General features: G+C 50.3%; 9 protein-coding genes. 1 reads left to right on the top strand and 8 read right to left on the bottom strand.

The annotated features are described in order from the left end of the window. Nucleotides 1-21 precede the first annotated feature (21 nt). Genes ACFQZT_RS21120 through ACFQZT_RS21110 form a run of 3 tightly spaced genes read right to left on the bottom strand, consistent with a single transcriptional unit; the run spans nucleotide 22 to nucleotide 3,787 of the window. On the bottom strand, nucleotides 22-1,461 hold the full coding sequence (locus tag ACFQZT_RS21120) for an aldehyde dehydrogenase family protein (RefSeq protein ID WP_379302821.1): 1,440 nt from the start codon (nucleotides 1,459-1,461) through the stop codon (nucleotides 22-24). 47 nt (nucleotides 1,462-1,508) lie between these two features. Further along, on the bottom strand, nucleotides 1,509-2,549 hold the full coding sequence (locus ACFQZT_RS21115; protein WP_379302820.1) for a homoserine dehydrogenase: 1,041 nt from the start codon (nucleotides 2,547-2,549) through the stop codon (nucleotides 1,509-1,511). Between the two features lie 17 nt (nucleotides 2,550-2,566). After that, on the bottom strand, nucleotides 2,567-3,787 hold the full coding sequence (locus tag ACFQZT_RS21110) for a cystathionine gamma-synthase family protein (RefSeq protein WP_379302819.1): 1,221 nt from the start codon (nucleotides 3,785-3,787) through the stop codon (nucleotides 2,567-2,569). Nucleotides 3,788-4,110: 323 nt separating this feature from the next. Here ACFQZT_RS21110 and ACFQZT_RS21105 point away from each other — a divergent pair, with 323 nt between their 5' ends. Continuing rightward, nucleotides 4,111-4,818 carry a GntR family transcriptional regulator gene (locus ACFQZT_RS21105; protein ID WP_379303189.1) on the top strand — a complete coding sequence of 236 codons (708 nt, stop codon included), beginning with the start codon at nucleotides 4,111-4,113 and terminating at the stop codon, nucleotides 4,816-4,818. Between the two features lie 325 nt (nucleotides 4,819-5,143). Here ACFQZT_RS21105 and ectB read toward each other — a convergent pair whose 3' ends face one another. From ectB to ACFQZT_RS21080, 5 genes are read right to left on the bottom strand one after another with little or no spacing between them, the layout of a single operon-like run. Next, entirely contained in the window at nucleotides 5,144-6,427 is a 1,284-nt protein-coding gene (gene ectB, locus ACFQZT_RS21100) for a diaminobutyrate--2-oxoglutarate transaminase (protein ID WP_379302818.1), read from the bottom strand. A gap of 51 nt (nucleotides 6,428-6,478) precedes the next feature. Further along, complete coding sequence (locus ACFQZT_RS21095; RefSeq protein ID WP_379302817.1) at nucleotides 6,479-8,263, bottom strand: ABC transporter ATP-binding protein; 1,785 nt, start codon at nucleotides 8,261-8,263, stop codon at nucleotides 6,479-6,481. Nucleotides 8,264-8,267: 4 nt separating this feature from the next. Next, nucleotides 8,268-10,049 carry an ABC transporter ATP-binding protein gene (locus ACFQZT_RS21090; protein WP_379302816.1) on the bottom strand — a complete coding sequence of 594 codons (1,782 nt, stop codon included), beginning with the start codon at nucleotides 10,047-10,049 and terminating at the stop codon, nucleotides 8,268-8,270. Between the two features lie 24 nt (nucleotides 10,050-10,073). Continuing rightward, nucleotides 10,074-17,174, bottom strand: coding sequence for an amino acid adenylation domain-containing protein (locus ACFQZT_RS21085; RefSeq protein WP_379303187.1), 7,101 nt, complete (start codon nucleotides 17,172-17,174; stop codon nucleotides 10,074-10,076). 5 nt (nucleotides 17,175-17,179) lie between these two features. Next, the gene (locus ACFQZT_RS21080) at nucleotides 17,180-20,188 is read right to left on the bottom strand and encodes a non-ribosomal peptide synthetase (RefSeq protein ID WP_460872261.1); all 3,009 of its coding nucleotides are present in this window, start codon (nucleotides 20,186-20,188) and stop codon (nucleotides 17,180-17,182) included. Nucleotides 20,189-20,197 lie beyond the last annotated feature (9 nt).

Genomic DNA, 20,197 nt, shown 5'->3' with positions numbered 1-20,197 from the left:
TATTGATTCCGCTGTCCCCTTCTAATTGGATAACTTTACACATACCACTTTCGGTTCGGTCATTTCTTGAATTGTGAATTTAACGCCTTCTCTCCCTAATCCCGAACCTTTCACGCCGCCGAAAGGCATAGCATCAATGCGATAGTCAGAACTGTCGTTGATCATCACACCTCCGACATCCAGTTTCCGAACAGCGATAAATGCCTGTTCTAAATCCTTTGTGAAAATGCCCGCTTGCAAGCCAAAATCCACACTGTTTGCCTGTTGGATAGCGCTTTCAAGATCAGCAACCGGATACATGCTGACTACGGGACCGAAGATTTCTTCTTTCGCTATTTTACAATCTGCCGGAACATTATCCAAGACGGTAGGCGCATAGAAGGCGCCATCGCGAATGCCTCCGCACAGCAATTTTCCGCCTTGTTCCAGCGCTTCAGTGACCCAGCTTTCGACCCGTTTGGCTTCCCTTTCATTAATAAGCGGCCCCATGTCAGTTTGCTCCGAAAGTTTATCGCCGATCCGATATTTTTGGGTTTCGTTAATAAATTCAGAGACAAATTTTTGATAAATGCCTTCCTGTACGTAAATTCGTTGTACGCCAAGACAGTTCTGGCCTGCAGCCCAGAATGCTCCGGATACTGTAGAGGCGACAGCATGAGAGATATCTGCATCATTCAGAACAATGGCCGGTGAGTTCGAACCCAGCTCCATGCTCATCTTTTTCAGACCGGCTTTTTGCATAATGGATTTGCCTGTCGCAAGCCCGCCTGTAAAGGAAATCATGCGCACATCTGGATGTGTTACCAGTACATCGCCGATTTCACGATCTTCTCCCGTAATCACCGATAACACCTTGCGAGGAAGCCCCGCCTTATCCAAAGCTTCGGCTAACAAAAAAGCGCTTAGAGGGGTTGCCAGTGATGGCTTAACGATAATGGCATTACCCGCTGCGATAGCTGGTCCTACCTTATGCGCGACCAAGTTAAGCGGATCGTTAAAAGGCGTTATCGCCGCAATTACGCCTATGGGGAATCGGTAATAGTAACCTATTCGATTTTCACTGCCTGGCATTTGGTCGAATGGAATGGTTTCTCCATGAATCCGTCTTGCCTCCTCGGCACTGATTCGGAGTGTTTCCACACAGCGCCTTACTTCTTTTCTCGCTTCTCGAATCGTCTTACTGCCTTCCCGGGCTATGGTCCTTGCATACTCTTCCATGTGTCCTTCAATCCAAGCAGCCGTCCGGTTTAAAACGGCAATTCGTTCATGCACAGGCATAGCCGATGCAAGACGAAAACCCTCTTTCGCCTGTTCAATGGCATACAGCATATCTTCCGCGGACGCAGAAGGAACCGTTGCGATCAGGGTATTATCCTGCGGATCGAACACATCAATGGTTTTCTCCCGGAACACCCATTCACCGGCCAAAAGCATTTGTTTTCTCTTTGTCAACGTTTCCATAATCATCCCAGTCACCTCAAATGGTTTATTTTGATTAAGGTCGCCTTTTAAAGCTGGTCGCGGCTGATATTGATCAAATCAATTAAAATGGAAAAGCCTGTTTCCTTACGCCCCGCGCCCGCTCCGATAAGCGTGATGGGTCCGGCCAAATCGCAATTGTACGTGACTGCATTAACCGCTCCTCCAACGGCTGCCAATGGATCACTGAGCGGAAGGGCTTCCGGACCTACTTTTGCGATGATCCGATCGCCATCTCTTCGGCAGGTAGCAATAAGTTTCCAACGTTTCCCTTGCGCCCTGGCCATTTGAATGTCCTCAGGCGTCAGATGGCTGATACCTTGACATGCCACGTCTTCCCTATTGATCGAACCGTTCATCACGATATTGGTAAGAATCGTAATTTTATACTGCGCGTCGTAACCTTCTACATCGTTAGTCGGGTCTGCCTCGGCATAACCTAATGCTTGGGCTTCAGCAAGAGCTTCCTGATAGCTCATCCCATCTTCCATCTTGGTCAACATAAAATTAGTTGTACCGTTCAATATTCCCTTGATTTCGTAAATCGTATTGCCTGCGAGTGAAACAAGCGGCAGGCGTATGGCAGGCGTTCCACTCATAACAGTCCCTTCGTAACCCCATCGAACGCCATTCTTTTCGGCCAATGCAGCTAGTTCTTGATAGGCCAGTGCGACCGGTCCTTTATTGCTCATCACCACGTTTTTGCCGCTCGCAAATGCCGCCTTGCAGTGATCAATAGCTGGTTGGCCCGTTTTCACATCCGTGTAGGTTAATTCCACAATGGTATCCGCATTGGTTTCCTGTATCGTCTTAAAACTATCCAGTCCCCTGATCAGCCCGGGTTCGTCGGGATAATCATCGAGTTTGCCCGTTTCTTTGACTACATGAAGTACTTGTGAAAGATTCAATCCTTCCGGATGGTAGATAGAACCCTTCATAAGATCCGAAACAGCAACGACTTTTGCTCGAAAACCGATATCTTGAGACAAAGTCTGTGCCTTCTCCATAAGAATTTCCGCCAGCCCTTGGCCGACTACGCCAAAACCAAGCAATGCAATTTTATGATCCATAGTAACACCTCTTATGCTTAGTTAATTTTCATACATTCGGGAAGCTTCGATTTCAAATATTCCAAGGCTTGCCGCAAGTCATCAATCAGATCTTCCGTGTCCTCGATCCCTACCGAGATCCGAAGAAGACCTTCCGATATTCCGAGCGATTTCCGTTCTTCCGGCGTACATTCCACATGACTGGTCGTTCTTGCTGGCCCGTAAATCGTTTCGACAGCCCCTAAATTCCCTGCCCGGTTTGCATATTTCAGCTTGGGTAGCAAGATCTTGATAGCTTCCATTCCATCTTTTAGGACAATACTCAGAATACCGCCATAACCTCTCATTTGCATTTTGGCAATTTCATGACCTGTATGCGCTTCCAATCCGGGATAATAAACAGCTTCCACAGGACTTTGCATTTGTAAAAATGTTGCGATCTCCATAGCGCTCTTCGCTTGCTGTTGGACTCGCAGCTTCAGCGTTTTCATACCTCTTAGAATGAGATAAGCCGACCATGGATCCATCGTAGCCCCATTGATCTCACGATAATGGTACACTTGTTCCATCCGTTCCTTGGTGCCGCAGACTACCCCGCCTAAAACATCCGCATGTCCGCTTAAAAACTTCGTAGCGCTGTGTATCACGATGTCAGCCCCCAAATTCAACGGGTTTTGATTGATCGGTGTTGCGAACGTATTATCAACCAACACCATGGCACCCACTGCTTTTGCAGCTTTAGCCAATCGCTTAATGTCCGTAATCTTAAGCGTCGGATTTGTCGGCGTTTCTAAATACAAAATCTTACAGCCTTTGGCTAATTCACGCTCTATTTCGGCATGATCGCCTGTCGTGCATAATTCAACATGCACTTGGATATTAGGCAGAAATTCAGTGAATATTTTATTCGTTCCACCGTAAGTGTCTTTAACCGATATAACGCGGTCTCCAGGTCTTAAAAATGTATACAGCGCACTGCTGATAGCTGCCATCCCCGATGAGAAACAGACAGCCGCTTCCGCATCCTCAAGAATTCTTACCTTTTCTTCCAACGCCTGTACTGTGGGATTCGTCATCCGGTTATAAATGTAACCCGGCCGATTTCCGAGCGCTGTTTCATACCATTCATCCACGTCGTCATAATCGTAAGCTACACTCAACACGACGGGCACTTGCGTCGCCCCGAAAACCCTGAATTCTTTTTCCCCTGCCCAGACCACTTTTGTGCCTACATGTGCACGATCGATATCTTGATTCATGTTTTCTCACCTTTCTTTCGATTCCATGATGCAGTAGAAAATGAAGAACGAAATTAACTTTTTCCACCGACATTTGCATATTGTATATTGTATACAATATGCTGCGTGCTTTGACCTCAAATATTTCTTCACACCTCCTATTCATTGGAATAGGGTGGATTCCGAACAAATTTGTATTTTGTATATTGTATACAATTTTATCTTAGCACCGCTAATGTTTTTTATCAATATGTATTTTTATCACATTTATTACTTGCTCCCTTCAATCGATGACAGAGGCAGAATTGCTTGAATAAGCCACTTTTCAATGATAAAATCAAAATATCCAATATATAGTATATTGTATTTTTATCTTCAAATCATTTAGGGAGAAGGTATACGTCATTATTAAAAATAAATATCAGTCACTAAAAGACCACGTCTATAATTACATTGCCGAGCGTATTCAAAATGGAACTTTACTTCCCAACCAAAAGCTAAGCGAGAACTCCATTTGCGAGAAGCTTGAAGTTAGCAGGACGCCTGTAAGAGAAGCACTTATTCAATTAGCCTCCGAAAACTATTTGGAATATTTCCCTCGCCGAGGTTTCGTTGTAAAAGAACTTGATACGAAGAAAAAACTTGATGTTTTCCAGCTCATCGGTACTTTAGACGCTATGGCAGCCACTTTATCCATCGATCATATCTCAGATGAAGATATATCGAAAATGGAGGCGATCGCCATCAAAATCGATATCTCCATCCAAGAAGAGAGCTATTCCGATTATCAATTCTACCAAAATGAATTTCATAACGTATACCAACAAAAATGCGATAATAGTACTTTAATTGATTTGCTGAAAACCCTGCAAAATAGTTTTGTCAGACAGATATATCTTAGCGACGATAAACCCAGATTGTTTTCGGTGCTTGAGCAAATGAACATCGAACATAAGCAAATCATCCAAATGTTTAAAGAAAAGGACAAAGAGGGCTTGGAACATTTCGTAAAAAATGTTCACTGGAAAATTAGTTACTTGGATATGATCTAGTTCCTTGCTTTCCAAAGAAAATACGCCTATTCAGCAGTTGCAAACTAAACTGAATAGGCTTATTTCCGTTAGAAGCGGCATGTTTCTCAGTTAATTAAATGCTTATTAACGGAGGAAAATGAAACCAACGTCCACAAGATTAAAGCGATCAATATGACTGCTAAGCTCATCATCAGGATTTCATTCGGTAAAACAATTTTGAACTTAAGACTCAGAACTGTACACAGAACCATTGCAAGTATGCCTAAACCCAAATAACCGATCAGGATGCCACTGTTCATATTTCTCATCTGAATCTCCATAGGCTGCTTCCGCAAATCGAGTGTCAGATGACAGCGTGTTCCCTTAACCCGTATTTCTCAAAGCATTCCTGAACCGCCTGTCTCAACATGCCGCAGCCCTGCTCAAGCTCCTCCATCGAAATGGTTAACGGGGGCATCAGCTTGATGACATTATCTTGACGGCCTACCCTTTCCAAAATGAGTCCAAGCTCATAACAGCGAACCGCAATTTCTTTGGAGATGTTCGCATGCTTGCATGCGGATACGTCAACCCCCCAAAGCAAACCCATTCCCCGAATCTGAATGTCCTCGCTTAACGGCGCGATTTCCTCCTGCAAAAACCGGCTGACGAATTGTCCTTTCCTGTAAACTTCTGCCTCTAAATGAATCAGTTCTCTGTACTCCAGTGCTGCTGCCGCACCTACGAACGCAAGCTGGTTTCCACGGAAAGTTCCCGTATGCTCCCCGGGGTTCCATATATCCAATTCCGGTTTTAATAAGGTGATGGCCATCGGGAGACCGTAGCCGCTGATCGATTTGGATAACACGACGATATCCGGAACGATGTCCGCCCGTTCAAAGGAGAAAAACGGTCCCGTGCGGCCGCAGCCAACTTGGATTTCATCGCAAATGAGCAGAATATCATGTCGCGTACACAGATCGCGAAGCCTTTGCATCCACTCGATCGGCGCTTCATTCAGGCCTCCCTCCGCCTGCACGGTTTCAAATATGATGGCCGCCGGCTTGTCAATGCCGGAATGATCATCGTTCAGTACGGCTTCTATATACTGGATCGTATCAAATGAATCCATGTAACCGCACGGAAACGGCATAAAGGAAACATGGTGTAAATCCGTACCGGCCGCTAATCGGTGGTACAGATTGCTGGTCACCGACAAGCTCCCAAGCGACATGCCATGAAAGGCTCCCATAAAAGAGAAAATACCTGAGCGCCCTTTGACTCTGCGGGCCAGCTTTAAAGCCGCTTCCACCGCATTCGTTCCCGTCGGACCGCAAAATTGAACCTTATAATCAAGCTCTCTCGGTTTCAAAATGAGCTCTGAAAATGTACGCAAAAACGATGCTTTGGCTGAGGTATACATATCGAGACCATGCGATAAACCGTCTGACTCCAAATACGCGATCAGCTTTTCTTTGATGTAATCGTTATTGTGCCCGTAATTCAAAGCGCCCGCTCCGGCAAAAAAGTCGATAAATGTGCTTCCGGATTCGGCATACAGCGTAGAACCTTTCGCTTTCGTGAACACATCGGGAAAAGATCTGCAGTAAGAACGTACATTCGATTCCATTTTTTCAAAAATAGACATGAATTCCACTCCTCTTATCTTTCGATTGATTTCATGAAAGCAATAATTCCGTTAAGCAGTGATCGTTTCCGTTTTTTGCTCTTTGTGCGATTGCTGCCGATACAAATTGGCATATAACCCTTGGCCGGATAAAAGCTGTTCGTGACTTCCCATTTCCTTAACGACACCTTGATCCATTACATAAATGATGTCCGCCTGTTCGACCGTAGACAGCCGGTGCGCGATCATCAGTGTCGTCCTGTCCTTCATCAATGTTTGTAAAGCCCTTTGTACCCAAAACTCGGATTCGGCATCCAGCGCGGAGGTAGCCTCATCGAGCAGGAGAATTGGCGCGTCTTTGAGCAGCGCCCGGGCAATGGCAATACGCTGACGTTGTCCTCCGGACAACGAGGAGCCCCGCTCGCCAACCATCGTTGCGTAGCCGTCCGGCAGTTCCATAATGAAATCATGGGCATATGCCGCTTTTGCCGCCTCTTGCAATTGCTGATCCGTGGCATCGGGTCGGCCGAAACGTATGTTATCGCCAATCGTGCCGTGAAACAAATACGGATCCTGAGGTACATATGCGGTTAGCTCCCTTAACTCGGAAAGCGTATAATGGCCTAGCGGCTTACCCAAGATGCGGATCGTGCCCTCTATAGGCGGATAAAAGCCGAGAAAAAGCTTCATCACCGTGCTCTTGCCGCTGCCGCTGGCGCCGACGAGGGCAGCCACCTGCCCTTTCTGCACGGTGAGATGACTTCCGTTTAATACGCCGGCTGCCGTACCGTAATTGAAGGTGACGCCCTTCATTTCCAAATCTGCGTCCGCTATCGCCTCATGATTACCGCCGCCCGAGGAGCCTGCAATCGAGTAGCGATCAGGTTCCAGTGATTCATCCAGCAGCTCGAATACGCGAGCGGCTCCGGCGAAGGAATGCTGCACAAGCGAAACCATGCTGCCAATCTGCAGAAACACCATGGAAACGCCCGTTTGCAGCTGGATGATTTGCCCCAAAACGCCGAGTTCGATCAAATGTTGCGAATACATGATGATCCCGATAACGAGCATCCCGCCAAGGCTCAAGAAATTAATGAGGAAATTAGCGGCCTCCAGCAGACCCGTCCCATGCCCCTGTTTCATCGCCGAGGCCGTGACCTCCCCGTTCTTATCATAGAAACGCTTCGTAACCGCGCGGTGCAGCGAGAACATCTTAATGACTTGCAGACCGGCAAGCAGATCGGCCAGCCGTTCGGTCAAGCCGCCGGTCTGCTCTTGAAACCGGTCGCTAATATTTCGCAAAGGCTGGGCGAACCGGGTGTTGATCAAGACGGATAGTAGACCCAAGGCGACCAAAACCAAGGCGAGCCGCCAATCCAGTATAAACATAACGGTCAGGGAGCCGACCAATGTCAAACACTCTGTCATGATTGATTTCATATGTTCGGTGTATGTTTGCTCCATCAGCTGCATATCGTTCGTCATCCGCGATACGATATCCCCTGAATGATGGGATTCATAGTAGCTCTGCGGCAGCCGTCCGAGCCGTTCGAATACACGCAGCCGGATTTCCGCCATCGTTTGCTTGACATGCCGGTGATACATGTAGCTGAATAACGGTGAGAGCACACTGAGCATGATGAACGTACCGCCGACGATCCAAATTGCCTTCATGAGGACGGCCTTATTATGGTGAACGGAATAATCGAGTAAATATTGGATGACAAAAGAGAGCAGGATGGCGATGCTGGCATTGCTGATGCTGTCTCCGATTAATCCGATGAAATACCCTTTGCGCCGCAGCTTCATGAAAGACATGAGCCGTTTGAATTCCTTATAGGACTGCCTCAGGAACATGATCTTAAGCCCCCTCTCTGTCCGCGCTGCCGGTGCCCTCTTGGAGCAGGAATTGTTTCAAATACAGCTTCTTGTACGGGCCATTGACTCGGAGTAACTGGTCGTGCGTATTGCTTTCCACAATTTTTCCTTCGCTCATAAAGATGACCCAGTCGGCTTTATCGATGGCTGCCAGACGATGGGTGATCATGAGAACTGTGCGGTCCTTCATCACCTTTTCTATCGCTTCCTGCACGATGGCTTCCGAATGCGTGTCGAGGGCGGACGTCGGCTCATCCAGCAGCAGAATCGGCGCATTTTTCAAGAGCGCGCGTGCGATGGCGATACGCTGCTTTTGACCTCCGGACAAGGAACCCCGTTCGCCGATGACGGTGTTGTACCCATCAGGCTGCTGAATGATAAATTCATGCGCATTCGCCTCTTTGGCTGCCCGCACGATATCGTCCAACGTGGCATGAAGGTTCCCGAAGCCGATATTCTCCGCAATCGTGCCGGGAAACAGATAAGTATCCTGAGAAACGAGCGATATTTGACTGCGAAGCTGCTTTAGACTCCATTCATGCAGCGGCCTGCCGAACACGTTAATACGTCCGGAACCATGCGGCAGTTCGTAAAAGCCGCATAGCAGTTTAAACAGCGTGCTTTTCCCGCAGCCGCTTGAGCCTATGAGGACGATTGTCTGCTGCTTTTGCAGCCAGAAGCTTACCCCGTCCACCACATTCGTTTGCCCGTCATAGGAGAATGTCACGTTGTCAAATTCAATCGGTACCGCTGTGAGATCCACAACCTCGGACGAACGAACTTCCGGCTCCACCGGCATATCCAGCACATCAAATAATCGCCTGGCTGCGCCGGATACTTCCTGCACTTGCGCGGACAACACGGGTATCATCGAGATAGGCTGCAAAACGAACGAAAACATGTACAAAAAAATGATGATGTTACCGGATGTCAATTCCCCTTTATCGATCAAGTAGCCGCCGACGCCGACCATCAAGATCAGCGGTGTCGATAACAGAAGAATACTGATTGGTGACATCAGCGCGCGGCGTTTTTCGAGCAGCAGGCTTTTAGACAAAACCTGCTGCATCACGTTGCTGTATTTTTCGTACATCGTACCTTGTCTGTTAAACGCTTTGACCATGGGGATTCCGCCGATCATGTCTTGGGCCACGGCATTCGCATGCCCTAATTGTTCCTGCAGCTGCTCGGAAATTTGGCTGATCGGCCTGCTCAAGACAGCGGTGACGACAATTCCGACAGGCAGCAGGATGAGACTAAAAAGGATCAGTTTCCAGCTGGTCAGCAGCAGAATCGTTAATGCGCAAACAAATACAACCGGCATATAAAATACATTGGCAAAATGGTGAATAAAAAAGTTTTGCAGCACCGTCGTGTCGTTCGTCAAACGGGATACGAGGTCGCCGGATTGCTGCTTTTCTACCGTGGAAATCGGCAGATTCTCCAGATGATGGGCGACCGAATTGCGTAAATCACGCAGCGCATAGCTGCTAAACCGGGTTGAAGCATACTTGATCAAATACTTCGAAACAACGCCGGTAAGCGCCAAAATGGCAATGAACCCGGCAGAGTACAGCAATGTTCGCGAAGAGGTGTCTATCATTTGCTCGATCAGCTTACCCATCGCGATATCGACGGCGGCGACAATAAGCGAGGCCACAATCGTTAGAAGGACCCATAGGCTGTAGGGCTTGATGTAGGCCATTAACCGAAAGAAAATCGGTTTCGGGTTGTGTGCTTGCGGCTTGCTTTTTCGACTGGCCAAAGTATCGCTCCTCTTCATCGCATGTTAAATGGACAAGATTTCCTTAACGATCTCCGCGTTGCGTACGGCAAATGGCATATCCAGCATAACTTCGTGAAGGCCTGCGCCATGATAACTGCGGTATTCCGCCGATGTCGATTGGTTCCACCATGTGCTGCGGCTTAGGATGCTGCCGCCCGGGCTGATTTCATTGTGAACCAAATGGATGTTTGCGCGAACGGTGCCGCTATTTTGCAAAGCATTCAAGTAGACCATGTAGCTTTTCATTTTTTGAATGACGCTGTTCCTGATCCGTTCGTTATGGACATACGGCTCGTATTTGGCGTCGGACGCCGCTTCTTTCAGCAAAGCATCGATCTCATCCGCGACTTGGCGGTCGGATTGCTTGATGACTTTGCTTTTCCGGGACGCATCCAGCATGATCAGCTCCGATACGACCAACCCTCTGTTCTCCATGGCTTGCGTCAGTTCGAACATCAGATTGCCCCCCGCGGAATAGCCCATAAAGATATACGGTCCTTCCTCCTGAACGCTAGTTATAAGCTCGATGTATCGTTCTAACCGGTCATCGCTTTCGATAAAATCAAGCCCATACAGGGCATGCGTATCGATCCGATCCGCGAGCTCTTTAAACACAAAGCCGAATCCGCCGACCGGCGGGAAACAGAAGACGCTGCGTTCCGCTCTACGGTTCAACAAAGCAATGGGCTTGTTGAAATCGATCCTCCGTTCTTTAGAATCGATGTATTGCGCCGTTTTTTCGATAGTCGGATGCTGGAACAAGTAGTGAAGCGGAAGCTCCGTCTGCATCGTCTCATAGATTCGCGCCGCAAGCATCGTAGCTTTCAACGAATGTCCGCCGATCTCAAAGAAGTTGTCGTGAACGCCGACTTGCTGCAGCCCAAGAATGTCTTGCCAGATGCCGGCGAGCTGCTCCTCGGTCTCGTTGCGCGGAGCGACATATGCGGCACGGGCCAATGCGCTTTCATCCGGCTTCGGCAGCGCTTTTTTATCCAGCTTGCCATTCGGCGTGAGCGGCATCTCATCCATGTGGATGAAATAGCTTGGGATCATGTAGGACGGCAGCTCGGAGGAAAGATAGGTTCTCAGCTCTGCCATATCTTGAACGCCGGCTGCGACAATGTATGCGCAAAGCGCATGATCACCGTTCGTTTGCTCCGCAGTTACAACGACAGCTTCCTGTACCTGGTCATGACGAAGCAGCACAGCCTCAATTTCTTCCAGTTCGATCCGGTAGCCCCGGATTTTCACTTGTTCATCGAGACGTCCGATGTAAGCAATCGTACCGCCCGGCAGCCATCTGCCCAGATCTCCTGTCCTGTACATCCGGTCGCTCCCGCTTTCGCTGAATGTGAACGGATTGGCAATAAATTTCTCGCGGGTCAGATCATCGCGGTTCAAATAACCTCGAGCCAAGCCGTCCCCGGCTATGCATAACTCGCCAATGATGCCGATCGGCTGCAGCTTGCGGCAGCTCTCATTCACAATGTAGACTTGCGTATTTGCAATCGGCTGCCCGATTGTAATTTCTTTATCCGGCGCCAGGCCGCGCTCGAATGTGGCAACTACGCTGCTTTCCGTTGGGCCGTACTCATTCACAAGCTCAATATGCGGGAACAGCTGCTTGCTGCGTTCGATCACGTGTTTACCCACCTTTTCACCGGCAACCGTTATGATGCGAAGCGATTCAGCTTCTTCGGCGTTCATGCATTCAAGCAGCGCTGCATATAAGCTGGGCACACTGATGAAATGTGTAATGCGATGCTGCGCGATTTGCTTTTTGATCGCAATAGGATCTTTTGCTTCTTCATCCTGCAGTAGAACGACAGTGGCTCCTGCCAGTATCGGTGTGAAAAAACTGGTCACAAAGCCATCGAATGCAAATGAGAATAGCTGCAGTACATTGTCGCTCGTGCTCAGCGCATATTCCGACTTTCTCCATGCTAGATTGCCGGCAATGCTTTGGTGCTCGATCATGACGCCTTTCGGTTTCCCCGTCGTACCTGAGGTATATATGATATAAGCCAAATCCGTCATCGCATTGACCTGCTCCAGGTTGGAGCCGTCGGCAGCAAAATTCAGATCGTCGTTCAGATCCAGCCATTCCCCGGCAAAAGCGGACTTGATTTCATCGCTCATGTCCATCAAAAGCTTCGTCTGGGTCAACACGATAGAGGTTCCGCTATCCTCCAGCATGTAGCGAATCCGCTCTTGCGGATACTGCGGATCCATCGGCACGTAAGCCCCGCCGGCCTTCAATATCGCCATAATGCCGACGATCAACTCGAGCGAGCGGTCCGCTATGATGCCGACCCGCGAATCCGGACGAACCCCCTTCTCCCTTAGCGTTCTGGCCAAACGGTTGGCCGCCGCATTCAGCTCCGAATAAGTCAGCTGCCGGTTTGCGAAGACAACCGCCGGCTGCCAAGGAGTAAGCCCCGCCTGCTCTTCAAAGAGCCCGTGCAGCGTTCGATTACGAATCACACCACGCTGCGTTGCGTTGAAAAGGGCCAATTGCGCATGCTCTTCTTCCGTCATCATATCGAGCTCGGCAAGCAGGGTATCCGGACGATCCAATAGGCTATCGATCAGGGTTAACAAATGGCGACCCATACGCTCTACAGTTGCCTTGTTAAACAATTTCGTGCTGTACGCCAGATTAAATCCGATCTCGCCCTCGGTCTCAACGGCTGTCAATGCAAGATCAAATTTGGCAATCTTATGCTCGAGCGGGAACGGTTTGAACTGCAGTTCGTTAAGTTCGATTTCCGCATCATCCGTATTTTGGAAAATAAAGATCGTATCGAACAGCGGATTTCGGCTTAAATCCCGTTGTAATCCCAAACGCTCTACCAGCAGCTCGAACGGGTAATCCTGATGCTCGTAGGCCTGCAGCGAGGTTTCCTTGACTTGCTGCAGGAAAGCCTGAAACGTCAATCCGGCTTCAGGTCGGCTCCGCAGAGCCAATGTATTAACGAACATCCCGACGACGTTGTTCACGTCCGCATGCGGTCTGCCGGCAATCGGCGTTCCGACCACAAGATCATCCTGACCGGAATACTTAGCAAGCAGCACGTTAAATGCGGCGAGCAGCACCATATACAGCGTCGTTCCTTGCGAAGCGGCGAACCGGTTCAACAGCTCCATCCTTTTGGGGCCGGAGCCGAATGTGATCGAATCCCCTTCGAAGCTTTTCACTTGCGGCCTAGGGAAATCCGTTGCGAGATTAAGCAGCGGCACTTCGCCTGCAAACTTGTTTAGCCAGTATTGCTCGTGCGTTTGCATCATTCCGCTGTTGAACTGCTCATTTTGCCATACCGCAAAATCTTTGTACTGAATGTTCAGCTTCGGCAGCTGAGCGCCGGTATACAAGGCGGCGAAATCGCTCACGATAATACCGCCTGACACGCCGTCGGAAATTATATGATGCATGTCATAGACGAATACGTGCTTATCGGCCGCTCTTCGAATTAATGCAGCACGAATCAACGGAGCTTCGCTTAGTCTGAAAGGACGAATGAAGGACTGGACGAACTGAATGGTATCCTCATCCGAACCGGACTGATAAACCTCGAATTGAACTTGTAGTTCGGCATCCGCATGCACCTTCTGTTTCGGTTCGCCGTCAACGGTATGGAATGAGGTCCGGAGCGCTTCATGCCGGCCAATGAGTGCACGGTAAGCCTGCTCAAACCGGTCCAGATCCAGCTCGCCTTCAATGAGCATCACATCCGGCATGTTATAACCGACACTTTCAGCCTCAAACTGCTGTAGAATGAACATCCGTTTTTGAGCGGATGAGAGCGGGTAGTACGGCTGCAATTCGGCAGGCTGAATCGAAACATAATTACGCGATGCAGCGTGATCGATAAATTTGCCGATCTGCTGCACGGTAGGCATCTCGAACAGCGTCCGCAGCGGCACTTCCACGCCCGTTTCACGGTGAATCTGCGCGAGAAGCATCATCGCTTTGAGGGAATGACCGCCCAACTCGAAAAAGTTGTCATGAATGCCGATCCGGCCGATTCCCAGCATTTGCTGCCAGATAACGCAAAGCGTCCGTTCTGTAGCATTTGACGGTGCCGTATAGTCGTGCGCCCCTTCACCATCCGGTTCCGGTAGCGCTTTACGGTTGATTTTACCGTTCGGTGTCAAAGGAAGCTGATCCATTTGGACAAAATAAGACGGCACCATATAGCCTGGAAGCTCCTTGCTTAAGCTGTCCTTTAGCTCCGAAGCCGGAATCGTTTCGTCAGAGGTAATGTACGCGCATAAATATTTTTGATTATGGGTATCCGTCCGATCGATAGCTACAGCTTCTTTTACATTTGCCTGCCCTAGCAAAACCGCCTCGATTTCGCCGAGCTCGATCCGGTAGCCTCTGATTTTGACCTGGTGGTCGACCCTGCCGACATACTCCAGATTGCCATCCGGCAAAAAGCGGGCCAAGTCGCCTGTTTTATACATGCGGATTCCTGCTTCGCCCCTGAACGGATCCTCCATAAACGCTTTCTGCGTCTTCTCCGGATCATTCCAATAGCCGCGTCCGACCCCGATGCCCGACACGCATAATTCTCCCTGAACGCCGACCGGAACAAGCTTCATATAAGGGTCAACGATATAAACATGCATGTTTTGCACCGGCTTGCCGATCGGCACGGTTTCCAGCTCCGGCGCCTTTTCCATGACATATAAAGTAATGTCGTCCGACGCTTCGGTCGGCCCGTATGCGTTGACCAGCTTGATGTGCGGATAGCTCTCGAACCACTTTCGCGCCAGCGGCGGTTTGATCGATTCCCCGGTTACCAGCACATACTGCAAGTCGGGAAGCGGTACGGGGTCCGGCAAATCCAGCATCGCGGCCATATAGGAAACGACCACCTCCAGCACGGTCGCCTTGTCTACCGCCACTTGTTTCATAAATTCACGCACGTTGAGCACAAGCTCATTGCTGTACATCGCCGTCCGCCCGCCAAGCACCAAGGCGGTCACCAACTGCCAGACGGAAATATCGAAGCAGTGCGGGGCATTTTGAACGATGACGCTTTGTTCGTCCAGACGGAAGGCGTTGATCATTGCATCCATATGATTCAGCATACCTGCATGCTCCAGCATGGCGCCCTTCGGCTTTCCTGTAGAACCTGAAGTATAAATGACGTAAGCAAGGTGATTGGATACAGGGATCGGAAGCTTTACATTGCTTTCCTCAACCTGACGGATGACTTCATCGTCCGCGTCGATCGGAATAATCACCCCGTTATAGCCTTCCTTGATCTCTTGCGATACATAAGGCATTTCGGTCAGGAGGCATACCGCACCGGAATCAGCGAGCAGCTCGCGTATTCTTTGCTGCGGATAGTCGGGATCAATCGGCACATAAGCGCCGCCAGCCTTCCAAATCGCAAGAATACACACAATCATTCGCGGTGAACGATGCATCAAGATGGCCGCCAAATCTTCCTGACGCAGTCCGGTTAAAAGCAAGTAACGCGCCAAGCGGTTCGCCCGCTCATTGAGCTCGCGGTAAGTCCACTGCGTTCCTTCGAAGCTGACCGCAATGCGATCAGGCGCCTGCGCAGCCATTTGTTCAAATAGCTGAGGCATCGTTACATCCAAGCTGAACGTAACATGGGTATCGTTGAAACGATCGATAATCTCGTGCCTCTCAGCAGCACTCAACATGTCGATCTCAGACAGCGGCATATCGGGGTTCTTGACAATTTGTTCAAGCGTCCGAATGTAATGGCCGGCTAACCTTTCCATCGTCTCCCGGGTAAACAACCGCGTACTGAATTCCAAATGGAAACGAATTTGTTCCTCTTCTTCCGTCGCTTCCATCGAAAGATCGAATTTGGCAATTCGGTTCTCTGTTTCATAAGGCGTAAATTGGAGCTCTTCCATTTGCGCTGCCCCGATAGATATGTTCTGCATGCTGAACATAGTGTCGAACAGCGGATTGCGGCTTAAATCGCGAGCAATTCTCAGCTTTTCGACAATAGCTTCGAAAGGATAGTCTTGGTGCTCAAATGCGCTGAGCGTCGTGTCCTTTACAGATGCCAAAAATTGCTTGAACGTTTGCACGCCCGCCGATCGGTTGCGCAGAGCCAGTGTGTTGACGAACATACCGATAACCGGATCGAGCTCCGCTCTCGGTCTGCCGGCGATTGGCGTGCCGATGACGATATCTTCCTGCCCGCTGTATTTGGACAACAGCACATGATAGGCTGCTAGCAGCACCATGTACAGCGTTGTGCCGGTTTCGGCTGCAAGCCGTTTAAGGCCGTCGGCCAGCGCTTGACCGGAGAGGGCGGTCGTATAATCTCCTTCAAAGCTTTGAATGGAAGGCCTGGAGAAGTCCGTCGGCAAATCAAGCACCGGAAGGTCCCCTTCAAATTGAGACAACCAGTAGGTCTCCTGCTCCTGCATCCGACCCGATTGGAAAAACTCGTTCTGCCAAACAGCAAAATCTTTATATTGGATCGACAATTCAGGCAGCTGCTCGCCTTGATACAAACGGACGAACTCGTCAACGAGGATCGCCATCGAAACACCGTCGGATATAATATGGTGCATATCGAAAAGGAACAAATGACGCCCGGGCTGCAAATAGATCAGGCCAACGTGAAGAAGAGGAGCCTTCGATAAATCGAACGGCCTGACGAATTGATCGACCAACCGGTCAACCTCAATTCCGTCCTGAACGAAATCTATATATTCAATCTCAAACTGCAAATTCCGGTGTACGATTTGAACCGGTTCGCCGTCTACGACAGTGAACGAAGTTCTCAGCGATTCGTGCCGTTCAACCAAACGAATGAATGATTGCTTGAATCTATCGAGGTTTAGTTCACCTTCGATAAACATGACACCGGGCATATTATAAGCCGTCCCAGAGCCTTCGAATTGCCCAAGAATAAACATCCTCTTCTGCGCGGAAGAAAGCGGGTAATTGTCCCGTGGCTCCACCGGCTTGATCGCCGCATATGCTTCCCTGCCAGCCTCTGCGATTTGCAGCGCCAGCGACTCGATCGTCGGCGACTCGAACAGCACCCGCAACGGCACGTTCACTTGAAGCTGCTGCTTGATCCGCGCCAGCAGCGTCATCGCCTTCAGCGAGTGGCCGCCGAGCAGGAAGAAGTCGTCTNGCTTGTCAGTGGCAGCTTCTCCATCTGCACCATGTACGACGGCACCATGTACGACGGCAGCTCCTGCGCCAGAAATGCCTTTACTTCCGGCGCGCTCAGCGCCTGTTCCGCTACGATGTAGGCGCACAGGAACTTCTGCCCGTTCGCATCCTCGCGGGCGATCACAACGGCATCCTTCATGGCAGGATGCTTCATCAGCTCCGCTTCGATCTCGCCCAGCTCGATCCGGTACCCCCGGATCTTCACCTGCTGATCGATGCGGCCGCGATATTCGATCGTCCCGTCCGGCAGCCATCTCGCCAGGTCGCCTGTCCGGTACATCCGTTCTCCCGGGGCGAACGGATTCGGTACGAATTTCTCGGCCGTCAGCTCCGGCCGGTTCGCGTAACCTCGCGCCACCCCGTCGCCGCCGACGCACAGCTCGCCCGGCACGCCCACCGGCTGCAGTTGGTTATACTTGTTCACGATGTACGCGGTGGAATTGCCGATCGGCCGCCCGATCGGGATGCTGCCCTCGTAATCGCGCTCGATCGGGAACGTCGTGGAGAACGTCGTGTTCTCCGTCGGTCCGTAGCCGTTGATCAGCCGCAGGCCCTGACATTTGCTACGCACGTGGTTAATGTGGCTCGGAGATAACGCATCGCCGCCGACCAGCAACTGGCGCAGACCGGCGAACATTTCCGCATGCTCCTGCGAAAGCTGGTTGAACAGCGGAGAAGTGAGCCACATGGTCGTGATGCGGTGTTCGGCAATAAACGCGCCGAGCTTTTCGCTATCCAGAATTACGCTCTTATCGGTCAGGTACAGCGTGCCTCCATTCAGCAGCGCGCCGAAGAACTCGAACGTAACGGCATCGAAGCCAAGCGCACCCGTTTGCAGGATGCGTTCATCCGCACTCCACTGCACGTAGTTCGTATCTTTAACCAGCCGCACGACGCTGCGCTGCTCTATAAGTACGCCTTTCGGCTTGCCCGTGGATCCGGACGTATAAATCACATATGCCAGATCGCGCGGTCCGCTCTGCAGCTCTAAGTCGGAACCGTTTGTATCGTTCTGATCCACAATATCTTCAAGTACGATCACTTGAGCGGAGGTCAATGTCGCTGTCTTTTGACGCAAACGCCGCTCTGTCAGCACGATACGGGCACCGCTGTCTTCGAGCATGTACTTCATGCGTTCTTCTGGAACATCGAGATCGAGCAGCAGGAAGGCTCCGCCGGCTTTCAGGATGCCGAGCAGCCCGACGATCAGTTCCATGTTACGGTCTGCCAGCAGACCGACGGCTTGGTCGGGTGCTACGCCTTGTGCGATGAGCGTCCGGGCTAGACGGTTCGCTTGTTCATTGAGCTGACGGTAGGTCAACTGCTCTCCTTGCCAAACTAAGGCAGGATGATCCGGCGTCAGCTTTGCTTGCCGCTCAAACAAAGCAGCAATGGACATTTCGCTTGGGTAGTCCGTTTTCGTATCGTTGATATGTGTCAGAATGAACTGCTTTTCTTCCTTGGAGAGCATATCGAGCTCCGCCAGCTTCCGCTCCGGTTCCTGCACGATGGACGCAAGCAGGTTGAGGTAATGGCGACCCAGCCGCTCCACAGTTTCCCGTGCGAAAAGGTTTGTACTGTATTCAAAATGAACGCTCAGCCCATCCGCCGTTTCCTTCGCTTCGAGGGACAGGTCGAACTTGGAGATGTAATTCTCCACAGCGTACGGCTCAATTTGCAGCTCTGCGAACCCAGCTTCTTGCACGTCGATATTTTGAACCATGAACATCGTGTCAAACAGCGGATTACGGCTAATATCGCGCACAATGTTCAGCTTTTCCAGCATCGTTTCAAACGGGTAGTCCTGATGGGTATATGCCTTCATCGCGTTCGATCTGACTTCAGCTAAAAACTGCTTGAACGTTTTATGACCCTCAGGCTTATTTCTCATGGCCAATGTACCGACAAACATGCCGATCAGGCCTTCTACATCGGAGTGGGATCTTCCGGCTGTCGGCGTGCCGACGATGACGTCTTCTTGCCCGGCATATTTGGCCAGCAAGACGTTATAGGCGGCAAGCAGCACCATATAGAGCGTTGTTCCCGTTTCCGCTGCGATGCGTTTTACGCCTTCCAAAACCCGGTAGCTCGCCAGCAGCGTCAAGTGATCGCCTTCAAAGCTTTGCACGGCAGGCCTCGCATAATCGGTCGGCAGCTCCAGCTGCGGCAGCTCCCCTTGAAACACGTCAAGCCAATAGGCTTCCTGTTGTTTCAGCTTTTCGCTTTGCAAGCCGTCATGCTGCCAAACGGCAAAATCTTTATATTGAACGGATAGCTCTGGCAATGTTTCCCCATGGTACAAGGCGGTAAATTCTTTGACGAGAATCGACATGGAAACCCCGTCCGAAATAATATGGTGCATATCGCACATGAACATATGGTGATCATCGGCAACCCGAATCAACCCTACGCGAAGCAGCGGGGCCGACTGCAGATCAAACGGCTGTATAAATGCACGGATCAACCGCTCGAGCTCGACATGTGATGCTTCTGTCCCTGCTGTCTCCATATATCGAATATCAAAAGGAACAGATGCGTGCACGATTTGAACAGGCTCTCCATTTACCGTCCCAAACGTAGTTCGCAGCGTCTCATGTCGCTCGATCAGTTGGCGGAAAGCCTGTTCCAAACGGCTTCTATCCAGCTTCCCATGCAAATGGAACACGCCGGGCATATTATAGCCCGTACCCGCACCTTCAAATTGATTGATGATATACATGCGCTTCTGCGCGGATGAAACCGGGTATACCTCCTGCTTGGGCGTTGGGGGAATTGCCCAATATCCTCGACTTTCTACGCCGGCAGCTTCTATATAACGTGCCAGCGCCTCTATATTCGGCGTTTCGAACATCAGGCTTAACGGCACTTCAACTTCGTAAACTTTGTGCATCGCGGTGATGAGCGACATCGCCTTCAGCGAATGCCCGCCCAGCGCGAAGAA

It is taken from the genome of Paenibacillus sp. GCM10027628 (assembly GCF_042676385.1).
Classification (GTDB): Bacteria; Bacillota; Bacilli; order Paenibacillales; family NBRC-103111; genus Paenibacillus_E.
Note: the sequence above shows the minus strand (reverse complement) of the source record. Positions and strands in the feature narration are given on the sequence as shown.